21 protein-coding genes are annotated in these 18,534 nt (G+C 61.8%); 10 read left to right on the top strand and 11 right to left on the bottom strand.

Annotated elements, in window-relative coordinates:
• Positions 1 to 1,311: 1,311 nt before the first annotated feature.
• The 3 genes from JQ575_RS38505 (at position 1,312) to JQ575_RS38495 (ending at position 6,065) form a co-directional block, all read left to right on the top strand.
• Entirely contained in the window at positions 1,312 to 3,093 is a 1,782-nt protein-coding gene (locus tag JQ575_RS38505) for an adenylate/guanylate cyclase domain-containing protein (protein ID WP_212038396.1), read from the top strand.
• A gap of 134 nt (positions 3,094 to 3,227) precedes the next feature.
• Positions 3,228 to 4,631 (top strand): DUF1254 domain-containing protein, encoded by a 1,404-nt coding sequence (locus JQ575_RS38500; protein WP_212038395.1) that lies wholly within the window; start codon positions 3,228 to 3,230, stop codon positions 4,629 to 4,631.
• Between the two features lie 30 nt (positions 4,632 to 4,661).
• Positions 4,662 to 6,065 carry a DUF1254 domain-containing protein gene (locus tag JQ575_RS38495; protein WP_212038394.1) on the top strand — a complete coding sequence of 468 codons (1,404 nt, stop codon included), beginning with the start codon at positions 4,662 to 4,664 and terminating at the stop codon, positions 6,063 to 6,065.
• A 128-nt stretch (positions 6,066 to 6,193) separates the two neighbouring features.
• On the opposite strand, the gene JQ575_RS38490 is transcribed toward JQ575_RS38495, so the two are convergent.
• Positions 6,194 to 6,814 (bottom strand): glutathione S-transferase family protein, encoded by a 621-nt coding sequence (locus tag JQ575_RS38490; RefSeq protein WP_212038393.1) that lies wholly within the window; start codon positions 6,812 to 6,814, stop codon positions 6,194 to 6,196.
• Complete coding sequence (locus tag JQ575_RS38485; protein ID WP_212038392.1) at positions 6,814 to 6,957, bottom strand: hypothetical protein; 144 nt, start codon at positions 6,955 to 6,957, stop codon at positions 6,814 to 6,816. The genes JQ575_RS38490 and JQ575_RS38485 overlap by 1 nt, the downstream gene beginning before the upstream one ends.
• A 195-nt stretch (positions 6,958 to 7,152) precedes the next feature.
• Here JQ575_RS38485 and JQ575_RS46740 point away from each other — a divergent pair, with 195 nt between their 5' ends.
• Complete coding sequence (locus JQ575_RS46740; protein ID WP_212038391.1) at positions 7,153 to 7,629, top strand: GFA family protein; 477 nt, start codon at positions 7,153 to 7,155, stop codon at positions 7,627 to 7,629.
• Between the two features lie 349 nt (positions 7,630 to 7,978).
• Here JQ575_RS46740 and JQ575_RS38475 read toward each other — a convergent pair whose 3' ends face one another.
• The 4 genes from JQ575_RS38475 to JQ575_RS38460 all read right to left on the bottom strand — a co-directional run bounded on the left by JQ575_RS38475 (position 7,979) and on the right by JQ575_RS38460 (position 12,056).
• Positions 7,979 to 8,179 (bottom strand): hypothetical protein, encoded by a 201-nt coding sequence (locus JQ575_RS38475; protein WP_212038390.1) that lies wholly within the window; start codon positions 8,177 to 8,179, stop codon positions 7,979 to 7,981.
• Between the two features lie 221 nt (positions 8,180 to 8,400).
• Positions 8,401 to 8,913 (bottom strand): lipocalin-like domain-containing protein, encoded by a 513-nt coding sequence (locus JQ575_RS38470; protein ID WP_212038389.1) that lies wholly within the window; start codon positions 8,911 to 8,913, stop codon positions 8,401 to 8,403.
• Between the two features lie 340 nt (positions 8,914 to 9,253).
• Positions 9,254 to 9,493 (bottom strand): hypothetical protein, encoded by a 240-nt coding sequence (locus tag JQ575_RS38465; protein WP_211994771.1) that lies wholly within the window; start codon positions 9,491 to 9,493, stop codon positions 9,254 to 9,256.
• Positions 9,494 to 9,611: 118 nt separating this feature from the next.
• Complete coding sequence (locus JQ575_RS38460) at positions 9,612 to 12,056, bottom strand: heavy metal translocating P-type ATPase (RefSeq protein ID WP_212038388.1); 2,445 nt, start codon at positions 12,054 to 12,056, stop codon at positions 9,612 to 9,614.
• Between the two features lie 50 nt (positions 12,057 to 12,106).
• Between JQ575_RS38460 and JQ575_RS38455 the strand changes: the two genes are divergently transcribed.
• A complete protein-coding gene (locus JQ575_RS38455) occupies positions 12,107 to 12,382 on the top strand; it encodes a metal-sensitive transcriptional regulator (RefSeq protein WP_212038387.1) in 276 nt (91 codons plus the stop codon).
• A gap of 12 nt (positions 12,383 to 12,394) precedes the next feature.
• On the opposite strand, the gene JQ575_RS38450 is transcribed toward JQ575_RS38455, so the two are convergent.
• The 3 genes from JQ575_RS38450 to JQ575_RS38440 all read right to left on the bottom strand — a co-directional run bounded on the left by JQ575_RS38450 (position 12,395) and on the right by JQ575_RS38440 (position 15,118).
• Positions 12,395 to 12,826, bottom strand: coding sequence for a hypothetical protein (locus JQ575_RS38450; protein ID WP_212038386.1), 432 nt, complete (start codon positions 12,824 to 12,826; stop codon positions 12,395 to 12,397).
• 194 nt (positions 12,827 to 13,020) lie between these two features.
• Positions 13,021 to 13,401 (bottom strand): hypothetical protein, encoded by a 381-nt coding sequence (locus JQ575_RS38445; protein WP_212038399.1) that lies wholly within the window; start codon positions 13,399 to 13,401, stop codon positions 13,021 to 13,023.
• 112 nt (positions 13,402 to 13,513) lie between these two features.
• Positions 13,514 to 15,118, bottom strand: a complete 1,605-nt coding sequence (locus JQ575_RS38440; protein WP_212038385.1) for an AMP-binding protein — start codon at positions 15,116 to 15,118, stop codon at positions 13,514 to 13,516.
• Between the two features lie 203 nt (positions 15,119 to 15,321).
• Here JQ575_RS38440 and JQ575_RS38435 point away from each other — a divergent pair, with 203 nt between their 5' ends.
• From JQ575_RS38435 to JQ575_RS38420, 4 genes are all read left to right on the top strand, one after another.
• Positions 15,322 to 16,110 carry an SDR family NAD(P)-dependent oxidoreductase gene (locus JQ575_RS38435; RefSeq protein ID WP_212038384.1) on the top strand — a complete coding sequence of 263 codons (789 nt, stop codon included), beginning with the start codon at positions 15,322 to 15,324 and terminating at the stop codon, positions 16,108 to 16,110.
• 122 nt (positions 16,111 to 16,232) lie between these two features.
• On the top strand, positions 16,233 to 16,418 hold the full coding sequence (locus JQ575_RS38430; RefSeq protein ID WP_212038383.1) for a hypothetical protein: 186 nt from the start codon (positions 16,233 to 16,235) through the stop codon (positions 16,416 to 16,418).
• Positions 16,419 to 16,488: 70 nt separating this feature from the next.
• The gene (locus JQ575_RS38425; RefSeq protein WP_212038382.1) at positions 16,489 to 16,629 is read left to right on the top strand and encodes a hypothetical protein; all 141 of its coding nucleotides are present in this window, start codon (positions 16,489 to 16,491) and stop codon (positions 16,627 to 16,629) included.
• Positions 16,630 to 16,676: 47 nt separating this feature from the next.
• Positions 16,677 to 17,267: an NADPH-dependent FMN reductase gene (locus JQ575_RS38420; RefSeq protein WP_212038381.1), complete on the top strand. Its 591-nt coding sequence runs from the start codon at positions 16,677 to 16,679 to the stop codon at positions 17,265 to 17,267.
• A gap of 9 nt (positions 17,268 to 17,276) precedes the next feature.
• Here JQ575_RS38420 and JQ575_RS38415 read toward each other — a convergent pair whose 3' ends face one another.
• The gene (locus JQ575_RS38415) at positions 17,277 to 17,453 is read right to left on the bottom strand and encodes a hypothetical protein (RefSeq protein WP_212038400.1); all 177 of its coding nucleotides are present in this window, start codon (positions 17,451 to 17,453) and stop codon (positions 17,277 to 17,279) included.
• 8 nt (positions 17,454 to 17,461) lie between these two features.
• On the bottom strand, positions 17,462 to 17,695 hold the full coding sequence (locus JQ575_RS38410; RefSeq protein ID WP_212038380.1) for a DUF6894 family protein: 234 nt from the start codon (positions 17,693 to 17,695) through the stop codon (positions 17,462 to 17,464).
• Positions 17,696 to 18,087: 392 nt separating this feature from the next.
• Here JQ575_RS38410 and JQ575_RS38405 point away from each other — a divergent pair, with 392 nt between their 5' ends.
• Positions 18,088 to 18,291, top strand: a complete 204-nt coding sequence (locus JQ575_RS38405; RefSeq protein ID WP_212038379.1) for a hypothetical protein — start codon at positions 18,088 to 18,090, stop codon at positions 18,289 to 18,291.
• Positions 18,292 to 18,534: the final 243 nt, after the last annotated feature.

Here is an 18,534-nt window from a genome sequence, read left to right as displayed (position 1 = left end):
CAACAAGATGGTGCACACGAGCATACAGGGCAGCGGAGAGCATCCGACATTCCCTGCGCAATGGCTTTACGGCTTATGGCGCGCTCTCCCCGGTGAGACGATCTCTATTGCCACCGTCGTCCCTCGGAAGCGTTAGCTCCCTTAAGGACTTGACGCCGTTACGGGCGCCAGGACCACACGCTTTCGCCGTACGCTTCAGCCGCGACCGTCAATCGCAACGTCAGCGTCCACCGCGACCCGTCCCTCGTCGTGACGATGGCCAACGCCCCTCTGAGTGGGACGGGATGGCTATTGATGTGCCGGTGATTTGGGGTGGAAGAAAAGGGAAATATTTTTGATTTACAGAAACTTTGTACTTGACATGATTTCCGTAAATCAGAATTGATTTGCCCGTCGCGCTAATTTGTCGCGGCCTGTCCCTATCGAATCCGCATGTGCTCCCCGGGATCACGCGGCGCCGCGTGACCGTTGCAATCGACGGATGGGTCAAGACTTCGCGTTTCAGCGGTCGTCTTCGTCAGTCGTTCGCGCCGACGATCCCCGACTGGGCCAACGATCAGCACACACAAGCCGGGAAAAACCTGGGCCGCGGTCGCGATCATTTCCGTGTGGAAGGCGCGAAGCTGTTCCCGCCGCCGATAGAGCCGGACCCGCAACGAGGACGAAGCCTATCGGCTGTGGGCGCTCAAGCAGCGGGGCACGTGAGGCCCCGGAACGTCTTGGTTCACCCGCGCGCCCCTGGCGATTTGCGTGCGAGGTATTCGCGTAAGAGCCGATCCATCGCAAGTTGAGGCTCACTGTTTGGTCGAAACGGCGCTACGTTCGCAATTTTTCCTGAGCCTTCGCAGGAGAGATTTTCGGTCGTGATTGGTGGCTTGCTGCCGTAGCTATAGATTGAAGCGCCAGACATAATCTCTTCCCAAGCGAGTGTGATGCCGCGAAACGCCCGGACCTAACGTGAAATAGACTGAAGGTCTCCACAATTGGATCAAAGGACATTGTCCTAAGGTACACTGTTTCATTGACGCACCACCTCGTGTACCGAGCGGCACAAAATCAAGCCGGGATTGCGCGAGGGCAAATATCCTCAAACGTCGCAGTCGCGCGGTCCCGGCGCAAAGTCGCGCCCTTCACAGGACCCGGACAACCGATGGAGGTCCCCGTTAATGTCTGCTGTCACAGCAAGAGCTGACATCGGTCTGGACCGCGCGGAGTCAGAAAATGACCCAAATCGGACATTGGTCCTGCCCGGACAGCCGCCCACGATGCTGCTATGATGGACAACTAGTTTCCCGAGCCGGGAGCGTGTCTATGAGCAGCGAGCCCGTAGAGCGGCGACTGACGGCTATTCTGGCGGCGGATGTCGCCGGTTATAGCCGCTTGATTGGTGCCGACGAGGAAGGCACGCTGGCGCAACTGAAGGCTTTCAGAAAAACGCTTGTCGACCCCACAGTCGCCAAACATCGCGGCCGCATCGTCAAGACCACTGGCGACGGTATGCTGGTCGAATTTGCCAGTGCCGTCGATGCAGCGCGATGCGCCGTCGAAATTCAGCGCGACATGGCTGACGAGAACACGGAGATACCCCAGGCCAGGCGTATCGAGTTCCGCATCGGAATCCATCTGGGAGACATCATTCTCGACGACAACGATATCTTCGGCGATGGCGTCAATATCGCAGCACGGCTTGAAAGCATCGCTGTGCCGGGAGGCATTTCGATCTCTCGTGCTGTTCACGATCAGGTCCGTGACCGGATCAATGTGTGTTTTGACGACAAGGGCGAGATCGCGCTGAAGAACATCGCGCGACCGCTGCAAGTGTTCGCGATTTCTGGCGCGAAGGAATCGAAAACGACAGTTTCGCCAGAATCGAAGCCCGCCCTTGCCCTTCCTGATAAGCCATCGATCGCTGTGCTTCCATTCCAGAACATGAGCGGTGATCCGGAACAGGACTACTTCGCTGATGGAATTGTGGAGGAGATCATTACCGCGCTGTCGCATTTCAAGGCGCTGTTCGTCATCGCCCGCAACTCGAGCTTTACCTACAAGGGGCGCGCCGTCGACGTGAAGCAGGTCGGGCGTGAGCTGGGGGTGCGCTACGTGTTGGAAGGCAGCGTTCGCAAGGCGGCAAACCGGGTGCGCATCACGGGACAGCTCGTCGATACCGCCACGGGCGCACATCTTTGGGCGGACCGGTTTGATGGCGGCCTCGGCGATATCTTCGATTTGCAGGACCAGGTGACCGAGAGCGTCGTCGGGGCGATCGCGCCAGCGGTGGAAAAAGCCGAGATCGAGCGTGCCAGGCGCAAGCCGACCGAGAGTCTCGACGCCTATGCCCTCTATTTACGTGGTTTGGCCGCGTTCTATCAATTTGACAACCGGCAAGCGAACGAGGAGGCGTTGCGCCTGTTCAACAGCGCAATCGCGCTCGACCCCGATATTGCGTCCGCCTACGGTCGTGCCGCCTTTTGCTACTCTACGGCCAAGAACAATGGCTGGATTTCAGACACAGCGAACGAGATTGCCGAAGTGACGAGGCTCGCCCAGCGGGCGGTTGAGTTGGGCAAGGATGACGCGATCGCACTCGCCACCGGCGGGTTTGCGCTAGCACACTTTGTTCGCGATCTCGAGGTGGGCGCCGCCTTGATCGATCGCGCGCTTGCGCTCAATTCCAATTTGGCCCAGGCATGGAATTCCGGCGGCTGGGTAAAAAACTTTCTCGGCGAGCCAGAATGGGCAATCGAGCGCTTCGCTCGTGCCATGCGCCTGAGCCCATTTGATCCGTTTCTGAGAGCAATGCGAGGCGGGACCGCGTATGCCCATTTCTTACTGGGCCGCTATAACGAAGCTGTGTCATGGGCGGCAATGGCATTGCAGGACAGTCCGGACTTTCAACCTGGTTTACGCATTGCCGCCGCGAGCAATGCAATGGCCGGGCGACCGGAGCAAGCACACAAGGCAATGGCTCGGCTGCGGCAACTCAATCCCGCGCTACGTATTTCCAATCTCAAATACGTGCTCCCCCCTTTTCGACGGGCCGAAGACCTCTCGCGATTGGAAGAAGGATTGCGGCAAGCCGGGCTGCCTGAATGACCATCGCAGCCAGTGTTCGCCCGTGGCTACGAGTGAACGAATGAAGTGCGACTTCCGCTAATGGCACCCAAGCGGATATTGACCCGCCACGTGGGAGGCATACACTTTCTGCGATAGAGCCGGGAGTGATGCTCATGAAAGCTGTCCTCGCCGCGTGCATCTTTCTTTTCTCAGCCGCAACGAGCGCATTTGCGCAGAACTACTCCGCCGATGGTCTTGCCCGTCGCACGATCGAGCGGCGCGCCGTTGAAGCGGCGATATGGGGCATGCCGCTGGTCAATACGGACGCGATGCGGGAGGCGTACTTCCGCGATGTCGGAGCTAAGTACAACGACATTTGTTACTTCTCAACACCACAGAATTGGAAATTCCAGGTCACGACGCCCAACGCTTCGACGAACTACATCTATTTCAACTACAATTTGAAAGACGGTCCGGTCGCGGTGGAGATTCCGGCGGCTATGGGCGCCGGGCTCCTGGGCTCCATGGTCAATGCCTGGGATGAGCCGATGAACGATATAGGCCCTGCGGGCCTCGACCAGGGCAAGGGTGCGAAGTACCTGCTGCTGCCGCCGGACTTCAATGCGGAAATCCCCGCAGGCTACATTCCCGTCAAATATCCGACATACAACGGCTACGCGCTTTATCGGGCAATCCGCAACAGTCCAAGCGAGACCGATGTCGCGGCTGCATTGGCGTTGGTGAAGAAGATACGGGTCTACCCGCTCGCGCAGGCCGCCAACCCGCAAGAGCAGCGCTACATCGATATTTACGGAAAAACCTTCGATGGTATTGCCGATTTCGACGAACGGTTTTTTGAGAGACTCAACCGCATGGTTCAGGAAGAACCGGTGCTGCCGCGCGATTTAATCACGATGGGCATGCTCAAAAGTATCGGCATTGAGAAGGGCAAAGCCTTCAAACCCGACGCGGCGACACAGACTATATTGCGGGCCGCAGCGCGGGAAGCAAAAGCATTGTTCATCGAAGGACTGACCTCATACAGCCAACCGTGGTGGCCGGATCGAAAATGGTCCCCACCTGACCCGAAGGGCATCAAATCTGGTTTCACCTTCCAGACCGCCGAAATGTTGGACGTGGACGCTCGCGGCTGGGCGAACTACTCCGCTTTTGGCCTGCCGAAAAAGACGGGCGAAAGCTTGGTGTATCTCTTCGCATTCAGCGATAGCAGCGGCGATCGGCTGAGCGGCGAGCGGACCTACAAGGTGCACATCCCGGCCAACGTTCTGGCGAAGCAATACTGGTCAATGATCGTGTACGCGGTGGATACCGCGGCGCACATACGTGAAGCGCCGGTGGTTACGCTTGATAGCTACAATCAGGCCATGCAGCGGAACGCCGACGGCTCGGTAGACATCTACTTCGGTCCCAAGGCACCAGAAGGCAAGGAGGCAAACTGGATCTACACCGCACCGGGAAAGGCGTTCTTCCCCGCCATGCGCTTTTACGATCCCGACAAGCCGCTGTTCGAGAAGACATGGAAGCTGTCGGATCTGGAGCAGATTTCGAACCTATGATGCCTTGGGCCGAACGAAACGGAGCGGGCCATGAGCAGAACGATTCTGGGAATCATTGCACTTGGACTCGCCCTGGCGCCCATCTCGTCGGCGTCATCGCAAGACGTTTCTGAACAGGAATCCTATGACATCGCAAAGGACGCGTATGTCTACGCCTATCCGTTGCTGTTGATGGATGTCTTCACGCGGCAGGGAGCTAACTATGCCGCGCCGACCGGCATCGTAACGCAGGGACCTTATAACCAGTTTAGTCACGCCCGTGCTTTCCCTCCAGCGGACTTCAAGGCCGTGGTACGGGCAAACGTCGATACGCTCTACTCAAGCGCCCACCTTGATCTCGGCCCTGAACCGATCGTGCTCTCTGTGCCGGCGATAGATCGCTACTTCATGCTGCCCCTGCTAAGCTTCTGGACCGACGTATTCGCCGTGCCGGGTACGCGCACCACTGGGCGCAACTCTGCTCGCGAGTTTCTACTTGTCGGCCCAAGCTGGCAGGGACAACCTCCGGCAGGGCTCGAAATCATCCGCAGTCCCACCCGCTTCGTGGGCGTCGGCGGACGCACTCAAACCAACGGCGTCGCGGACTACGACAACGTCTACAAGATTCAGGCGAGCTACAAGCTGACGCCGCTGTCGGCATGGGGCAAGGGCAACTACACAGCGCCGAAAGGCATCGTCGATCCGGCTATCGACATGAGAACACCACAGCCCTTGCAGATCGAGAAGATGGATGCGGCAGCATACTTCGCCCGCTTCGCAGAACTCCTGAAGGATAACCCGCCGGGACCGTTCGACTATCCGATGATCCATCGACTTGAGCGCGTGGGCTTCAAGGTGGGCCAAAATTTTGATCTCAATGTCACACCGCCGCAAATCAAACAGGCATTCGAGCGCGGCTCCGGCGACGGCAAGGCTTTGCTCGCCAAAGCCGCCAGGCAGGCAGGCGGCGAAGGAGGGAAGGATTGGGTCTATACCACCCGCGGCGGTGTGTACGGGGTGGACTACGTCTATCGGGCCGCCATCGCCTTGTGCTGCCTCGGCGAAAACCTGCCGCAGGATGCCGTCTATCCTTCGCTTTCCACGGATAGCGATGGCCGGCCGCTCGATGGCAACAGCAGCTACGTCCTGCATTTCGACAAGGGTAAGTTTCCGCCTGTCGATGCGTTCTGGTCTGTCACGGCGTACGACACCGACGGCTATTTCATCCCGAATGCGCTTAATCGGATGGCACTGGGCGACCGTGACAAACTCGTCACCAGTGTTGACGGCTCGCTTGATCTGTACATACGGGCGGACACACCCGGCGGTGATAAGGAGGCGAATTGGCTGCCCGTCGCCAAAAAGCCGTTCACGCTACTGATGCGGCTCTATTCGCCGAAGTCAGAATTTCTGGCCGGTTCTTGGACGCCGCCGCCGGTACAAAGGATGAATTAGGTCGCTCCTGGCAGCACTTCTGAGACATGATAAGGCACGCGACCGGAGTCCGCCTTTAACATCGGAAGCGGACCTCTCTACTCAAGTCAGCGTAAAGGCCGCCTTTTATATTCCGGGCGCCGCCCAGGCTAGGGAACGGCCGCGGCGCGCTGGAACGCTGGCCGCGCAAGCAGGCGCTCACGATAGGCCGTGGCGCGGGGACCGAGCAGCGAGGCGAAGTCGGGCTTTCCCATGTGGTTGAGCGGATAGCCGACCGAAATGTCGGCGAGCGTCATCCGCCCCGCCACCAGAAAGTCACGACCCTCCAGCCGCTGCTCGAGTAGCTTTGCCCGCATCGAGAGCGAGTGGCGAGCATCAGCCAGCACGGCATCGATGCCGGTCTGCATCTCCGGCGTCTTGTTCCGGATGCGGCGGACGCGCGCGATCGCGGAGAGCGGCGCTTGCAGTGTAGCCTCGCCGTACAACAGCCATTGCACGAACTCCGGCCGCTCCGGCTCGTCCGGCGCCACGACCAGGTCGGAACCATGCCGGGCCGCCAGGTATTCGCAGATCGCCAGCGATTCGTAGATCGCCCGGTCGCCGTCGATTAGGGCGGGCAGCGTGCCGGCCGGATTGATCGCGAGATACTCGGGCTCCTGCAGCCGCGGCCGAACACCCAGAGACTTCACTTCGACCGTGGCGCCGATCTCCTCCAGCGTCCACAGCACGCGGAGCGAGCGCGAGGTGGGCACGTGATAGAGCGTGGCCATCAGTCGACCCTCTCCAGCAGCCGCGCGCTGCGATAGGTGCGCGGCATCAGCGACGAATAGCAGATCTGCTCATAGGCGGCGTGCGAATAGCCGACCACACCGGCTGTAACGATTGCCGCCAATCGGCGCTGCTCACGAGCCAACAAAACTCCTCCCACTCGGTTTGTACAAGGGCTCAACCGACAGGGCAATGACGCGGCCGACGTGGCGCGTACATGTCAGCCGACCTGCCGGTTGAACGTCCGGGCTTCTCACTTTGACCCAACACGGACATTCGATGAGGTTGTGGTGACGCCTGCAGTTGGCCTACCTTCGGGTTGAGAAGCCGGGGGCGAACAATGAATGATGGCGGCAAGAGCGAAGAGCTTCACGAGGGCGGATGCTTGTGCGGCGCAGTACGATTTCGGACCGTGGGAGCCCCGATAAAGGTCACGGTTTGTCATTGCCCGCTCTGCCAACGTACCTCCGGTAGCGCATTCACTGTCGAACTGATTTTTCTTCGAAAGGCCGTAGGCTTCGAAGGTGCCCCTTCCAGCACGTACACGTATCGCTCGCCAGATCACGGACGACTGCTACACTACAACTTCTGCCCAACTTGCGGCACTCGCCTCGGGGTAACCCTGGAGCGGTTTCCCACTCTTCAGATCATTTACGCCGGCGTTTACGATGATCCATCTTGGGTAAAACCTGACTCGCACATCTTCACGCGCAGCGCCGCGGCATGGACTCTCCTTCCCGAGGATGTTGACTGCTTCAGCGCCAATATGATGGACGAACAAGGCAATCCTCAAAAGCCACTCGCGCGGAAGGTCTAGTGAGCTGCACGCGGGTCAAGCTCGGCATTCCCGGCAACGTAGCCGAATGACCGCTGTGGGCACTGTCCGGACATGACTGGTCTCACTGGCAATGTCCGCTCCCGGGGCGGAAGCAGCCATCAAGCATTCGCAGTTTGAGGCTGCTTGTGGTCCATCGGCGCGCGCCGCCTATTATGGACGGATCGTACAGAAACTAAAACCGGGAATGCGCGATTGCAAATACGCTCGCACCGGGCCCGCATCGGATTTTCGGCCTTCACAGTACCTTAGCGCCGACTGCGCAGGTCGCCATCCCTCGACGGTCCCGCGCCGACAGTCATCACGCCGCGTCGGCCTGCACCCGGTGCGCTTACCCCTGTTGGGTCAGTTGCTGCAAAATCTGTTGAAACATTTGGGCCGGATCGTTCTGACCACCCCCACCACCGCCCGTTCCTCCGCCTTTGATTTCCAGCACTTTGACCGCCACCAAGGGGAGCCGCATAAAGCCGCCAGACACCGCATCGAGTTCCTGCGCATTCAGAACGTCGCTCGCATTGATTGCTTCGGTCATCACAGTTCCCCTTTGATTTAACCAGCGCGATCATCCCGGCTGGTGCGGCCACATTTAGCGACACCGCTTTCGTCGCGATGTGACGGGGATCACATGGCCAGCGCTCGCGCGCATCGCGTCATCACGACCGGCGACGACAACGCCGGCATCACGGCGCGGACGGCGACCGATTGCGGACGGCATCACGTCATCTCGACGCGGACGATGGCATGGCAGGCTGGTCACTTCGCCCGTTTGAACACCAACTCCAGTGTCACACCTGCGGGTGTGCGCGGGTTCGTGAGCTTCAGTTCCTCGTCGGTAATCGACGTGACGATCCGGCGCTGATTGGGCGCTCCGACGAAATTCGGAACCGAACTCGTCTCGATGTTGAGGTGAGCCGTCTTCGTGCTTTCGTCCAGCGTGTAAGTCCCGGTGTAGGCGACCACGCCCGACGCAACGGCCATGGCTTCTTCGGGGGACGGTCGTGCTGGATCGCCCGACGCGTACTTCGGCACCTCGGTGCGCACGGTAATGAAGTGGAAGTGGCCGTCTGCCGTGTAGGTCACCGCGCCCTGGGCGCTTGGCCGCGGCACGGCGCTGCCATCCTCGCGCTTACCTGTGCTGGACACGTAAATCCACGTGCCGACGAGTTGATCCTTGAGTGACTTTCCTTGCGCCACGCTGCTGCCTGGGAAAGCAGGAATTGTGAACAACGCGATTGCACAAAGGCCAAATACGCAATGCCTGTTCATGAGACCCCCTAAAGTTGGTCCAACCACGGTACAACAAAAGCTGGTGGCCAGACCAGTTTCCCATTCATGGCAGGCTCGCGCCTTGCAGGATCGGTGGATCAGCCGCCTAGCGGCGGCAATGGCAACCCGCACCGGCACCGAACAAGCCGGGAGATGGGCGACACCGGGGGCGACCGGGACCGCAGCCGAAGGCACAGGAGGGCGTACATCGCGCCGCCGGCGCAGGGCGATTTGCCCGCCGCGATTTGTCGCGGCCTGTCCTATCGATTCCGCATGTACCCCCGGGATCACCGGTGCAGCGTGACCGTTGCAATCCACGGATGGGTCAACACTTCACCCTTCAACGGTCCTCTTCGTCCGTCTTTCGCGGCGAGGATTTGCGCGACGGCGCGGGCGCGCCGAGTTCCTGGCAGGGCAGTTCGGTCCATGATCCATCTGACGTCTGCTGGTAGGAATGGCAGGACGATGACGCCGGCTGCTCGCTGGTCTTCGGCGTCTCGGCGTTTTTGGCAAGCCCGGGTACTGCCGCCGCGAGCAGGGCGGCTGTCGTCGCCACAAAGATCGCGTGTCCTAACCGCATGGAAATTCTCCTTTTTGAAAACAGAGTTCCTTTCGTAGCGGACATTGTGGATTTTTTTTGAACAGGAGGCTGCGTGCGCGCCGGTTTGATTAACGATCTCCAAATCGTGCACGCTCGTTCACAGCCGCGTGACGCGCAACCGCAGGGCGTTGCCGACGACGCTGACCGACGACAGCGCCATGGCCGCGGCGGCAATGATCGGCGACAGCAGGATGCCGAAACCGGGATAGAGGATACCCGCGGCGATCGGGATGCCGGCGGCGTTGTAGATGAAGGCGAAAAACAGGTTCTGCCTGATGTTGCGCATGGTGGCCTGCGACAGTTTTCGTGCGCGGACGATGCCGCCGAGATCGCCCTTCAAGAGCGTGATCCCGGCGCTTTCCATCGCTACATCGGTGCCGGTTCCCATGGCGATACCGACTTCGGCGGCCGCCAGCGCCGGAGCGTCGTTGACGCCATCGCCGGCCATGGCGACGATCCGCCCCGCCTTCTGCAGCTTCGCCACTACGGCGCTCTTCTGATCCGGAAGCACTTCGGCCTCGACGTCCGATATGCCGAGTTGCCGTGCGACCGCTTGCGCCGTGGTCCTGTTGTCGCCGGTCAGCATGATGACCTTGATGCCTTCGTCCGCCAGCGCCTTCAACGCTGCGGGAGTTGAAGCTTTGACGGGATCGGCGATGGCAAACAGGCCGGCAAGCCTGCCGTCGACGGCGATATTGATGACCGTGGCGCCGTCGGCGCGCATGCGCTCGGCATCGGAATCCAGCGGATGGGTATCGACGCCAAGCGAACCGAGGAACTTCGAATTGCCGAGCAGAACCGATTTGCCGTCGACCTTGCCGGTCGCACCTTTGCCCGTCGGCGAGTCGAACGCTTCGACCTTGCCGAGTTCCAATTGACGCTCTTTGGCGGATCGCACGATGGCGTCGGCGAGCGGATGCTCGCTCGCAAGTTCGACGCTGGCGGCGAGCCGCAGGATTTCGTTCTCGTCGAATCCCGAGGTCGCCACGATGGCTGTAACCTTCGGCTTGCCTTCGGTCAGTGTGCCCGTCTTGTCGACCACCAGCGTGTCGACCTTTTCCATGCGCTCCAGGGCTTCGGCGTTCTTGATCAGCACGCCGGCCTGCGCGCCGCGCCCGACGCCGACCATGATCGACATCGGCGTCGCAAGGCCGAGCGCGCAGGGGCAGGCGATGATGAGCACGCTCACGGCGGCGACGAGACCGAACGCCATGCGCGGCTCCGGCCCGAAGTATGACCAGACGCCGAAGGCGATCAGCGCCACGGCAATGACCGCGGGCACAAACCAGCCCGCAACCTGATCGGCGAGCCGCTGGATCGGTGCGCGCGAGCGCTGCGCATCCGCCACCATCTTGACGATCTGGGACAGCAGCGTGTCGCGGCCGACTTTCTCCGCGCGCATCACGAACCCGCCCGATTGGTTCAGCGTGCCGGCGATCACCTTGGCCCCGGCCTCCTTGGTGACCGGCATGGATTCGCCTGTTACCAGCGACTCATCGAGCGAGCAGCGGCCTTCGAGAATGACGCCGTCGACCGGCACTTTCTCGCCGGGGCGGACGCGCAAGGTGTCGCCAACCGCAAGGCTGTCGATTTCGACTTCATGGTCGGCGCCGTCTTCGCTGATGCGGCGCGCGGTCTTCGGCGCCAGCTGGAGCAGGGCCTTGATGGCGCCCGACGTCGCTTCGCGGGCGCGCAGCTCCAGCACCTGGCCGAGCAGAACGAGCACGGTGATGACGGCGGCGGACTCGAAATAGACCGCGACCGCGCCGCCATGGCCGCGGAAGGCGGCCGGGAAAATTTGCGGGGCGATGGTGCCGACCAGGCTGTAGAGATACGCGACCCCGGTGCCAACAGCGATCAGCGTGAACATGTTGAGATTACGCGTCAGCAGCGATTGCCAGCCGCGCACGAAGAAGGGCCAGCCGGCCCAAATGACGACAGGCGTCGCGAACGCGAGTTGGATCCAGTTTGACAGCGCCGGGTCGACGAGGCCGTGACCGCCGACCAGATGCCCACCCATCTCCAGCAGCACCGGCGGAACGGATAGCACGAGGCCGATCCAGAACCGCCGCGTCATGTCGGCGAGTTCGGGGTTCGGCGGCGTATCGAGGCTTGCAACCTCCGGCTCCAGCGCCATGCCGCAGATCGGGCAACTTCCGGGCCCGACTTTACGGATCTCGGGATGCATCGGGCAGGTGTAGATCGTGCCGTCGTCGGCGCCTTGGGGGACGGGCTTCGCCGATGATTTCTCGAGATACTTCCTTGGATCGGCGGCGAATTTGGTTTTGCAGCCCGCCGAGCAAAAGTGAAAGGTCTTCTCCTGGTGGTCGAAGCGATGCTTGCTGGTCGCGGGATCGACCGTCATTCCGCAGACGGGGTCGAGCACCTTGGCAGCGGCGTGGTGATCATGATGGCTGTGGTGCCCGTGGTCGGTGTGGGCGTGATGATCGTGGCCACTGCAACACGGGTTGGAAGTTGCGCCGTCCGGATTGGCCTTCGTGTCCGGGGTCTTGCTTGCCGGGTTCTTGTCGTGGTGGCTCATCGCGAATGCAGTCCCTTGCAACCCATACCCTGTAGGGGTATATAAGCCGCATGAGAAAAGACATCAAGGCATCCTGTCAAAAACGTCTGAGCCGCATCGAGGGCCAAGTCCGCGGCCTCTCCAGGATGGTGGACGAGGACCGCTACTGCATCGATATCGTGACGCAGATATCGGCGGTGCGCGCCGCGCTCCGGCGTGTCGAAGAAGAAGTGTTGAAGGATCACGTCTCGCATTGCGTCGAGCACGCGATTGCGAGTGGTGACAAATCAGATCAGCGCCAGAAGATATCGGAGTTGATGGCGGTCATCGGCCGGTCTGACCGATAGGATGCAATCGCGTCACTGCCGGCGACGTGCAATCGCGCCGGCAACGGTCTGCATGGTGATTCCCACGACCCAGCCGACCATGATCATCCAGGTCCAGGCGAGGTACGGATCGTGACGGAGCACGATCACGCAGACGGAGGCAAAGGCGGCGCCTGCGGCGAGGAACGTGCCGACCGCGCTGAGCAATTCCGGCGCGTCGATCTTGCCATCCCAATGCCCGTCCGACGACTTGCCATCGGTGTAGAAGGGACGTTGCGGGGTGTCGATGCCGAGATAGAATCCGACCGCGCCGCCGAGCATCATCAAAAGCAGGAAAGCCTGTGACGTGAACTGCGCGATGCTGGTGCCGACGAGTGCAGCCACAAACAATCCGCTTGCCGCGCCGGCCATCGCCAGGCCAAGGCGCTCCAGGACGTGCGCGGTCTTTCTGACGCGGGTTTGCATGTCGGCTCCCGCAGACGGTGAGCAGGGAGGTTAGGCCGTTTTGGTGCCGGTTGAAAGACGTCTACAAGTTGAAAGACGTCTACAAGGAGAAGGGATACGCGCCGACGGATCCGCGCAAGCGATGGCTACGGACAAGCGTGATGCCCAGCCAGCCCGGTGAATAAGGCCGCGCCACCGTCCTTGCGAAACGGTTGCTAGTTCTTGGCGCGGATGAAGCCTGCAAGCCTGCCCTTCTGGGTCTCGCACCAGGTCGTCATGCCGACGCGCCTCTGGTCGAGGTCGGTCGTCCTCGTCGCGATGGCGACCTCCTGCAAGAGCAGGTCATCCGGGCGCTCACCCATTTTTCCGCCGGTATGCACGTACGCAATGGCCTTTCGGACTTGCTCGGTGGTGCCATCCGGCTGCTGCATCTCCTGGGCTTTCTGCACCAGATCCTGATAGACGACATCCGTGCCGGGACATTCCACCTTGGCCGCGAACGCCTGCAGCATCATCGTCACATATTCCGAACGAGGGCCGGCATGCGCCGCCGTCGCAACGAGAACAAAACCAACAAGCAACGCAGCACCGCGCATCATGACCTCTCCCTGACACTTTTCCTTAGGCTTTTACGGTTTTTGGCTTCCGGTTTTGGCGAGGCTAGCGCCGACGGCAGCCCGGCACAACCTTCGAAAAGCGTCTGACGCATCAAAGCGCCGTCAGTTCGCCCTTTGCCCAGATCTCGCGCAACTTGAACTTCTGGATCTTGCCGGAGCCCGTCAGCGGAAACGCCTCGACCACGAACCAGTGTTTTGGCGTCTTGTGCGGGGCCAGCGAGGCCCGCATGTAGGCTGACAGTTCCTCCTTGTCGATCACGGCGCCTTGCGCCGGGCGGATGAAGGCGGCGACTTCTTCGCCCCATTTTTCGTGCGGCAGTCCGACCACGGCGATCTCGCTGATCTTGGGATGGCGGAACAGCAGTTCCTCGAGTTCGCGCGGATAGATATTCTCGCCGCCGCGGATGATCATGTCCTTGAGCCGGCCCTCGACGGTGCAGTAGCCGCGGGCGTCCATCGCGCAGAGGTCGCCGGTATGCAGCCAGCCATCGGCGTCGATGGAAGCGGCCGTGGCGTCCGGCATTTCGAAATAGCCGAGCATGACGTGGTAGCCGCGCGTGCAGAACTCGCCGATCTCGCCGATCGGAACGGTCTGGCCGGTGTCGGGATTGACGATCTTGTTCTCCATATTCGGCAGCGGCAGGCCGATGGTGCCGGCCTTGTCCTCGATGGTGTCAGTGGTCTTTGTCATCGCCGCCACCGGCGAACATTCGGTCTGGCCGAACACGATGGTGAAGGGCGCGCCGAGCTCTTTTTCGAACCGCGTCACCAGTGCGGCCGGCACGGTCGAACCGCCCGAGCAGATCGCCTTGACCGACGACAGGTCTGTCGTGGCGAAGGAGGGATGTTCCAGCATCGCCACCAGCATGGTGGGAACGCCGACCATGGCGTTGCCGCGATAGGTCGCAAACATTTCCAGCACGAGGCCCGGCTCGAACGCTTCAATCAGCACCTGGGTAGCCGCGCGCGACACCGCGCCGAGCACGCAGCAGACGCATCCGCCGGTGTGGAACAGCGGCATCGTGGTGATGAAGACGTCGCCGGGCTCGACCCCCATCTGCACGGCGGTATCGGCGCCGTTATTGGCAAGCCCGCGGTGATGCAGCAGCGCGCCCTTTGGGAATCCGGTGGTGCCTGACGTGTACTGGATCATGACCGGATCGGTCGGCTTGACGTCCGGCAGCGCGATACCGTGGTCGTCGCCGGCGGCGATGAAGGTATCCCAGTCGTCGAACGAGATGATCTCGCGCAACTCCGGGCAGCGGGCTGAGACCTCCCGCACCGTTTCCAGCATCGGATTGCCGCGGAACGCCGGCACCACGAAGACGCCGGCCGCGCGGGACTGCTTCAGTACATATTCGACCTCGTTGGCCCGAAAACCCGGATTGACGGTGACCAGCACCATCCCGGCCATCGCGGCGCCGAACTCCATCATCACCCATTCCGGCAAATTATACGCCCAGACGGCGACCCGCTCGCCCGGCTTGAAGCGGCGGAGGAGGGCGCGCGCCGTGCGCTGCGCCTCGGCGTGAAGTTCCGAATACGTCCACTGGCGGCGTGCCGCGGGGTCGGGGACACCCGCAATCAGCGCGAGCCGGTCCGGCGCCGACCGCGCGGCCTGCTCCAGCAACTGGCCCAGCGTGACGTCGCGGACGGTGGTGGAAACACCCGCGACGTGAGATTCCTTCAAGGCCATTGTCTCTCCCATGGGGTCTTTGCCGGTACGATGCCGATTTGTGGCAATTGGCCGGACTATGGCACCAGCCGCTTGTGTTTTGCAGCCGGGTTCCGAAAGAAATTGTTGGTCTTGCCGGTCGATGCGGTTCGTTGTGCTGGGCGTATTGGCGCAGAACGGTGTGCCGACTTATGCTTGATCGCCATACCGTCTGGGAGAACGCCATGAGCCTGCTCGGCAATCCATTCGACCCCGCACGCGAGGCGGCGCTGGTGACGGGCGCCGGCAATGGCATTGGCCGGGCCATCGCGCAGGCGCTGGTCGGCGAGGGCGTCCGGACCGTATTCGCCGATATCAGCGAGGAGCGCGTTGCGGCCGCCATCAAGGCTTCGCCGCGGCCCGAATTGGCCGTGCCGTGGGTCGGCGATCTCGCCAGCGCCGCGGCGCGAGAAGCGCTGTTGAAGGATGCGCAATCCGCCGTCGGGCGGGTGACCCATTTCGTGCATAGCGCCTCGCCGCCGCGGCGGGAGGCCGATCATGCGATGGCCGTCAGCACTGAGACCTGGGCGCAGATGCATGCGGTCAATCTCGAGGCCGGCTTTCACCTTTCGCGCGAACTGGCGCGGGGGCTGATCGCGGCGAAACAGCCCGGCTCGTTCCTGCTGCTGACCTCGCTGCATTCAGGCACGCCGCGCAATCTGCCGCATTATTCGACCGCCAAGGCCGGGATGGCGATGCTGGTGAAGGAGCTCGCAAAAACGTTCGGCCGCTACGGCATCCGCGTCAACGCGCTGGTGCCCGGCGCGATTGCCGCCGGCGGTTTTGTTGCCGATCCGTCGCTGGCAAAACACATTCCGCTCGGCCGTCTCGGGGAAGCCGGCGACCTCGCGCCGCTGGCGCTGGCGGTGCTCTCGAACCGGGTGTCGGCCTATGTCACGGGCTCGGCGATCACAATCGATGGCGGCTTGTCGCTGACCAACTGGTTTGAGCCGCCGGAGCTCGGGGAAATGTGAGGGGAACCCGGATGAGGGGTGCCCGGCGTGGAACGAGCGGGCCGGTTCGGCGGTTCTCACAACAGGCCGCAGCCCTGCAGGGGGGAACCGGTTCCTGCGGCGCCAACCTCAGGGAGCGCGACATGACATCCGAGATGCAAATCCACACCATCGCGCGGCAGATGCTCGAGAAGCATGGCCCGGCGGCGATTGCCCAGGCGGCGCAGAACGCGGTCGCCTGCGAGCGCAAAGGCGAGAAAGAGGAAGCCAGTGAGTGGCGCCATATCGAAGACGCCATGAAGATGATGCGGGGACCACATCAGAGCTGACGGTGCCCCGGCGTCCGGTCCCGGAGGATGACGGCGCTGAACCCTTTTCCATCCACCTCGACCAAAGGGCATGGAGAACATATCTCAATACGTCGGCGTGACGCTGATACTGGGCGTCTTTGTCTGGGGCATGATCGGCTTCTATCGCGGCCTGTCGATGCACAGGAATGAGCATCGTCTGGATCGCTCGGGCGATACCTGGTTGAGCTGAGCCAGCTGATGGCGAACCCCCGGCGGCCGTGTTAGCCTGCCTACATCATGCCGCCTCGCATTCTCGTCTTCTACGGTTCCTATCGCTCTGACCGCATGGGCATCCGTCTGGCGCAGTTCGTCGTCGAGGGCCTGCGCGGCCGCGGCGACGATGTCGAGCTGATCGACGCCAAGGCGGTCGGCCTGCCGATGCTGGACCGGATGTACAAGGAGCATCCGAAAGGCCAGGCGCCGGCGGTGCTCGAAGAACTCGCGGGAAAGATCCGCGGCGCCGATGGCTTTGTGTTCGTCACCGGCGAATATAATTGGGGCATGCAGCCGGGCCTGAAAAACCTCACCGACCATTTTCTCGAAGAGTGGTTCTGGCGCCCGGCCGCCATCGTCAGCTATTCGGCCGGGCGTCTCTCCGGCGCCCGCGCCGCGACGGCCTGGCACGGCACGCTCTCCGAGATGGGCATGGTGGTGATCTCTTCCACGATCGGGGTCGGGCCGATCGCGCAAACCCTCTCGGACGACGGCAAGCCGACCGGCGAGGCCGGCAAGGCGCTGGAGCGGGCGTTCCCCCGCTTTGCGGATGATCTGGCGTGGTGGGTGGAAGCGGCCAAGGCGCAGCGGGCGAAGAAGGCGCCTCCGTATTGAGCCGCTAAGTCAGATTGCAGCAGCGGCTGCCGCGCCGTGCTTGGCGTACCATTTCGGCCCCGGGCCGCGCATGTAATGCCGCTCGGGCCGATAGCCGTCGAACGCGCGGTCAATCAGGCGATACCCCCCCGAGACGATTCGGTCGAGGCGGTGGAACAGCGGCCTGGTGATTTGCGCGGTGCTCATGACAATGCTCAGTTCGGCTTGCCGAGAACGGACGAGAAAGAGATTTCGAAGATCTCGTCGTCGAAATCGTCGCTGACATGCACGACCCAGTCGCGCCAGTCTTCCGCGCTTTTTTCCATGATCAGCGATCGCACCACGCAGGCGGCGCGGTCGCGCGCCTCGGCGAGGTTGCTCACGATAGCGCCGAACTGATCGACGCGAACTTCGCGGGAGCTGGAGCAGTGGAAATAGACCTGGGCCATTTCGGTGTCTCCTTCACGATGCGAATCGAATCTGCGTCTCAAAAATAGCAGCGGCGGATTCCGCTGGATATTCCGGTAGATTCCCGACGGGGAATTACGGGCATGTCCCGTATCGTGACAGCAAACCTACCGGGACGAATCGTGCGGTTCCGTGATTCACATCACTCCGATTCTGTTAACGTTCGATTAACCAAACTCGCGCAGGATTTCCGCCATGGGATCGCAGCGGAACCGGATTCGAGCCGGCAGTTGCAAGAGGGGCCGGTGGCGTAACGCCCGCCGGCCTTTTCTCTTGGTGGCACCTGATTGACTTCCGGTTCGAGCTTCAAGCAAGCGTGATTGCTAATCCTCTCCAGGGATTCGCTCACGCAGGCGTAGCGGAGGGGCAGGCGATGACTTACCCCCGCGAATTGCGCGCAAAGGTCATGCTGATCTCGGCGCGCGTCTTGCTGACGTTGGAGAGGACCTCGCCCATCACCTTCAGGTTGGCCATCATCTCCTGGATCAAGAACCCGCCCGCCACGCGCTCGAGCTGCTCGGCGGTACTGCACCTTTGTATCGTGATCGCACGTCATGGCGTTCTCCTTGCGGGTTGACGTAGGGGATTGCATCCACGTGCGGCAGCTTCGTCCAGGAGCGCGGGCTCGGCTGTGATCCCGATCACGTTGTGGAAAATCGCCTTGGCCTTCCGCCTTCGCCCGTTGGGCTACGCCGGGACCGGTCGCTCGCAATGACGATTTTTTGACGTCAGCAGTGCTTCGCAAGCGATCGCTTAGCGAGTGTTCGCGTCGCCTCCTTTCAGGTAGCATCTGCTTGAGACCAAGGGACTAACGCCAACA

Origin of the sequence: Bradyrhizobium sp. JYMT SZCCT0428 (genome assembly GCF_018131075.1) — a bacterium.
Lineage (GTDB): Bacteria > Pseudomonadota > Alphaproteobacteria > Rhizobiales > Xanthobacteraceae > Bradyrhizobium.
Note: the sequence above shows the minus strand (reverse complement) of the source record. Positions and strands in the feature narration are given on the sequence as shown.

Coding starts and splice junctions, on each gene's coding strand:
- JQ575_RS38505 (WP_212038396.1), top strand. CDS start 1,312: ATGAGCAGCGAGCCCGTAGAGCGGCGACTGACGGCTATTCTGGCGGCG.
- JQ575_RS38500 (WP_212038395.1), top strand. CDS start 3,228: ATGAAAGCTGTCCTCGCCGCGTGCATCTTTCTTTTCTCAGCCGCAACG.
- JQ575_RS38495 (WP_212038394.1), top strand. CDS start 4,662: ATGAGCAGAACGATTCTGGGAATCATTGCACTTGGACTCGCCCTGGCG.
- JQ575_RS38490 (WP_212038393.1), bottom strand. CDS start 6,814: ATGGCCACGCTCTATCACGTGCCCACCTCGCGCTCGCTCCGCGTGCTG.
- JQ575_RS46740 (WP_212038391.1), top strand. CDS start 7,153: ATGAATGATGGCGGCAAGAGCGAAGAGCTTCACGAGGGCGGATGCTTG.
- JQ575_RS38475 (WP_212038390.1), bottom strand. CDS start 8,179: ATGACCGAAGCAATCAATGCGAGCGACGTTCTGAATGCGCAGGAACTC.
- JQ575_RS38470 (WP_212038389.1), bottom strand. CDS start 8,913: ATGAACAGGCATTGCGTATTTGGCCTTTGTGCAATCGCGTTGTTCACA.
- JQ575_RS38465 (WP_211994771.1), bottom strand. CDS start 9,493: ATGCGGTTAGGACACGCGATCTTTGTGGCGACGACAGCCGCCCTGCTC.
- JQ575_RS38460 (WP_212038388.1), bottom strand. CDS start 12,056: ATGAGCCACCACGACAAGAACCCGGCAAGCAAGACCCCGGACACGAAG.
- JQ575_RS38455 (WP_212038387.1), top strand. CDS start 12,107: ATGAGAAAAGACATCAAGGCATCCTGTCAAAAACGTCTGAGCCGCATC.
- JQ575_RS38450 (WP_212038386.1), bottom strand. CDS start 12,826: ATGCAAACCCGCGTCAGAAAGACCGCGCACGTCCTGGAGCGCCTTGGC.
- JQ575_RS38445 (WP_212038399.1), bottom strand. CDS start 13,401: ATGCGCGGTGCTGCGTTGCTTGTTGGTTTTGTTCTCGTTGCGACGGCG.
- JQ575_RS38440 (WP_212038385.1), bottom strand. CDS start 15,118: ATGGCCTTGAAGGAATCTCACGTCGCGGGTGTTTCCACCACCGTCCGC.
- JQ575_RS38435 (WP_212038384.1), top strand. CDS start 15,322: ATGAGCCTGCTCGGCAATCCATTCGACCCCGCACGCGAGGCGGCGCTG.
- JQ575_RS38430 (WP_212038383.1), top strand. CDS start 16,233: ATGACATCCGAGATGCAAATCCACACCATCGCGCGGCAGATGCTCGAG.
- JQ575_RS38425 (WP_212038382.1), top strand. CDS start 16,489: ATGGAGAACATATCTCAATACGTCGGCGTGACGCTGATACTGGGCGTC.
- JQ575_RS38420 (WP_212038381.1), top strand. CDS start 16,677: ATGCCGCCTCGCATTCTCGTCTTCTACGGTTCCTATCGCTCTGACCGC.
- JQ575_RS38415 (WP_212038400.1), bottom strand. CDS start 17,453: ATGAGCACCGCGCAAATCACCAGGCCGCTGTTCCACCGCCTCGACCGA.
- JQ575_RS38410 (WP_212038380.1), bottom strand. CDS start 17,695: ATGGCCCAGGTCTATTTCCACTGCTCCAGCTCCCGCGAAGTTCGCGTC.
- JQ575_RS38405 (WP_212038379.1), top strand. CDS start 18,088: ATGACTTACCCCCGCGAATTGCGCGCAAAGGTCATGCTGATCTCGGCG.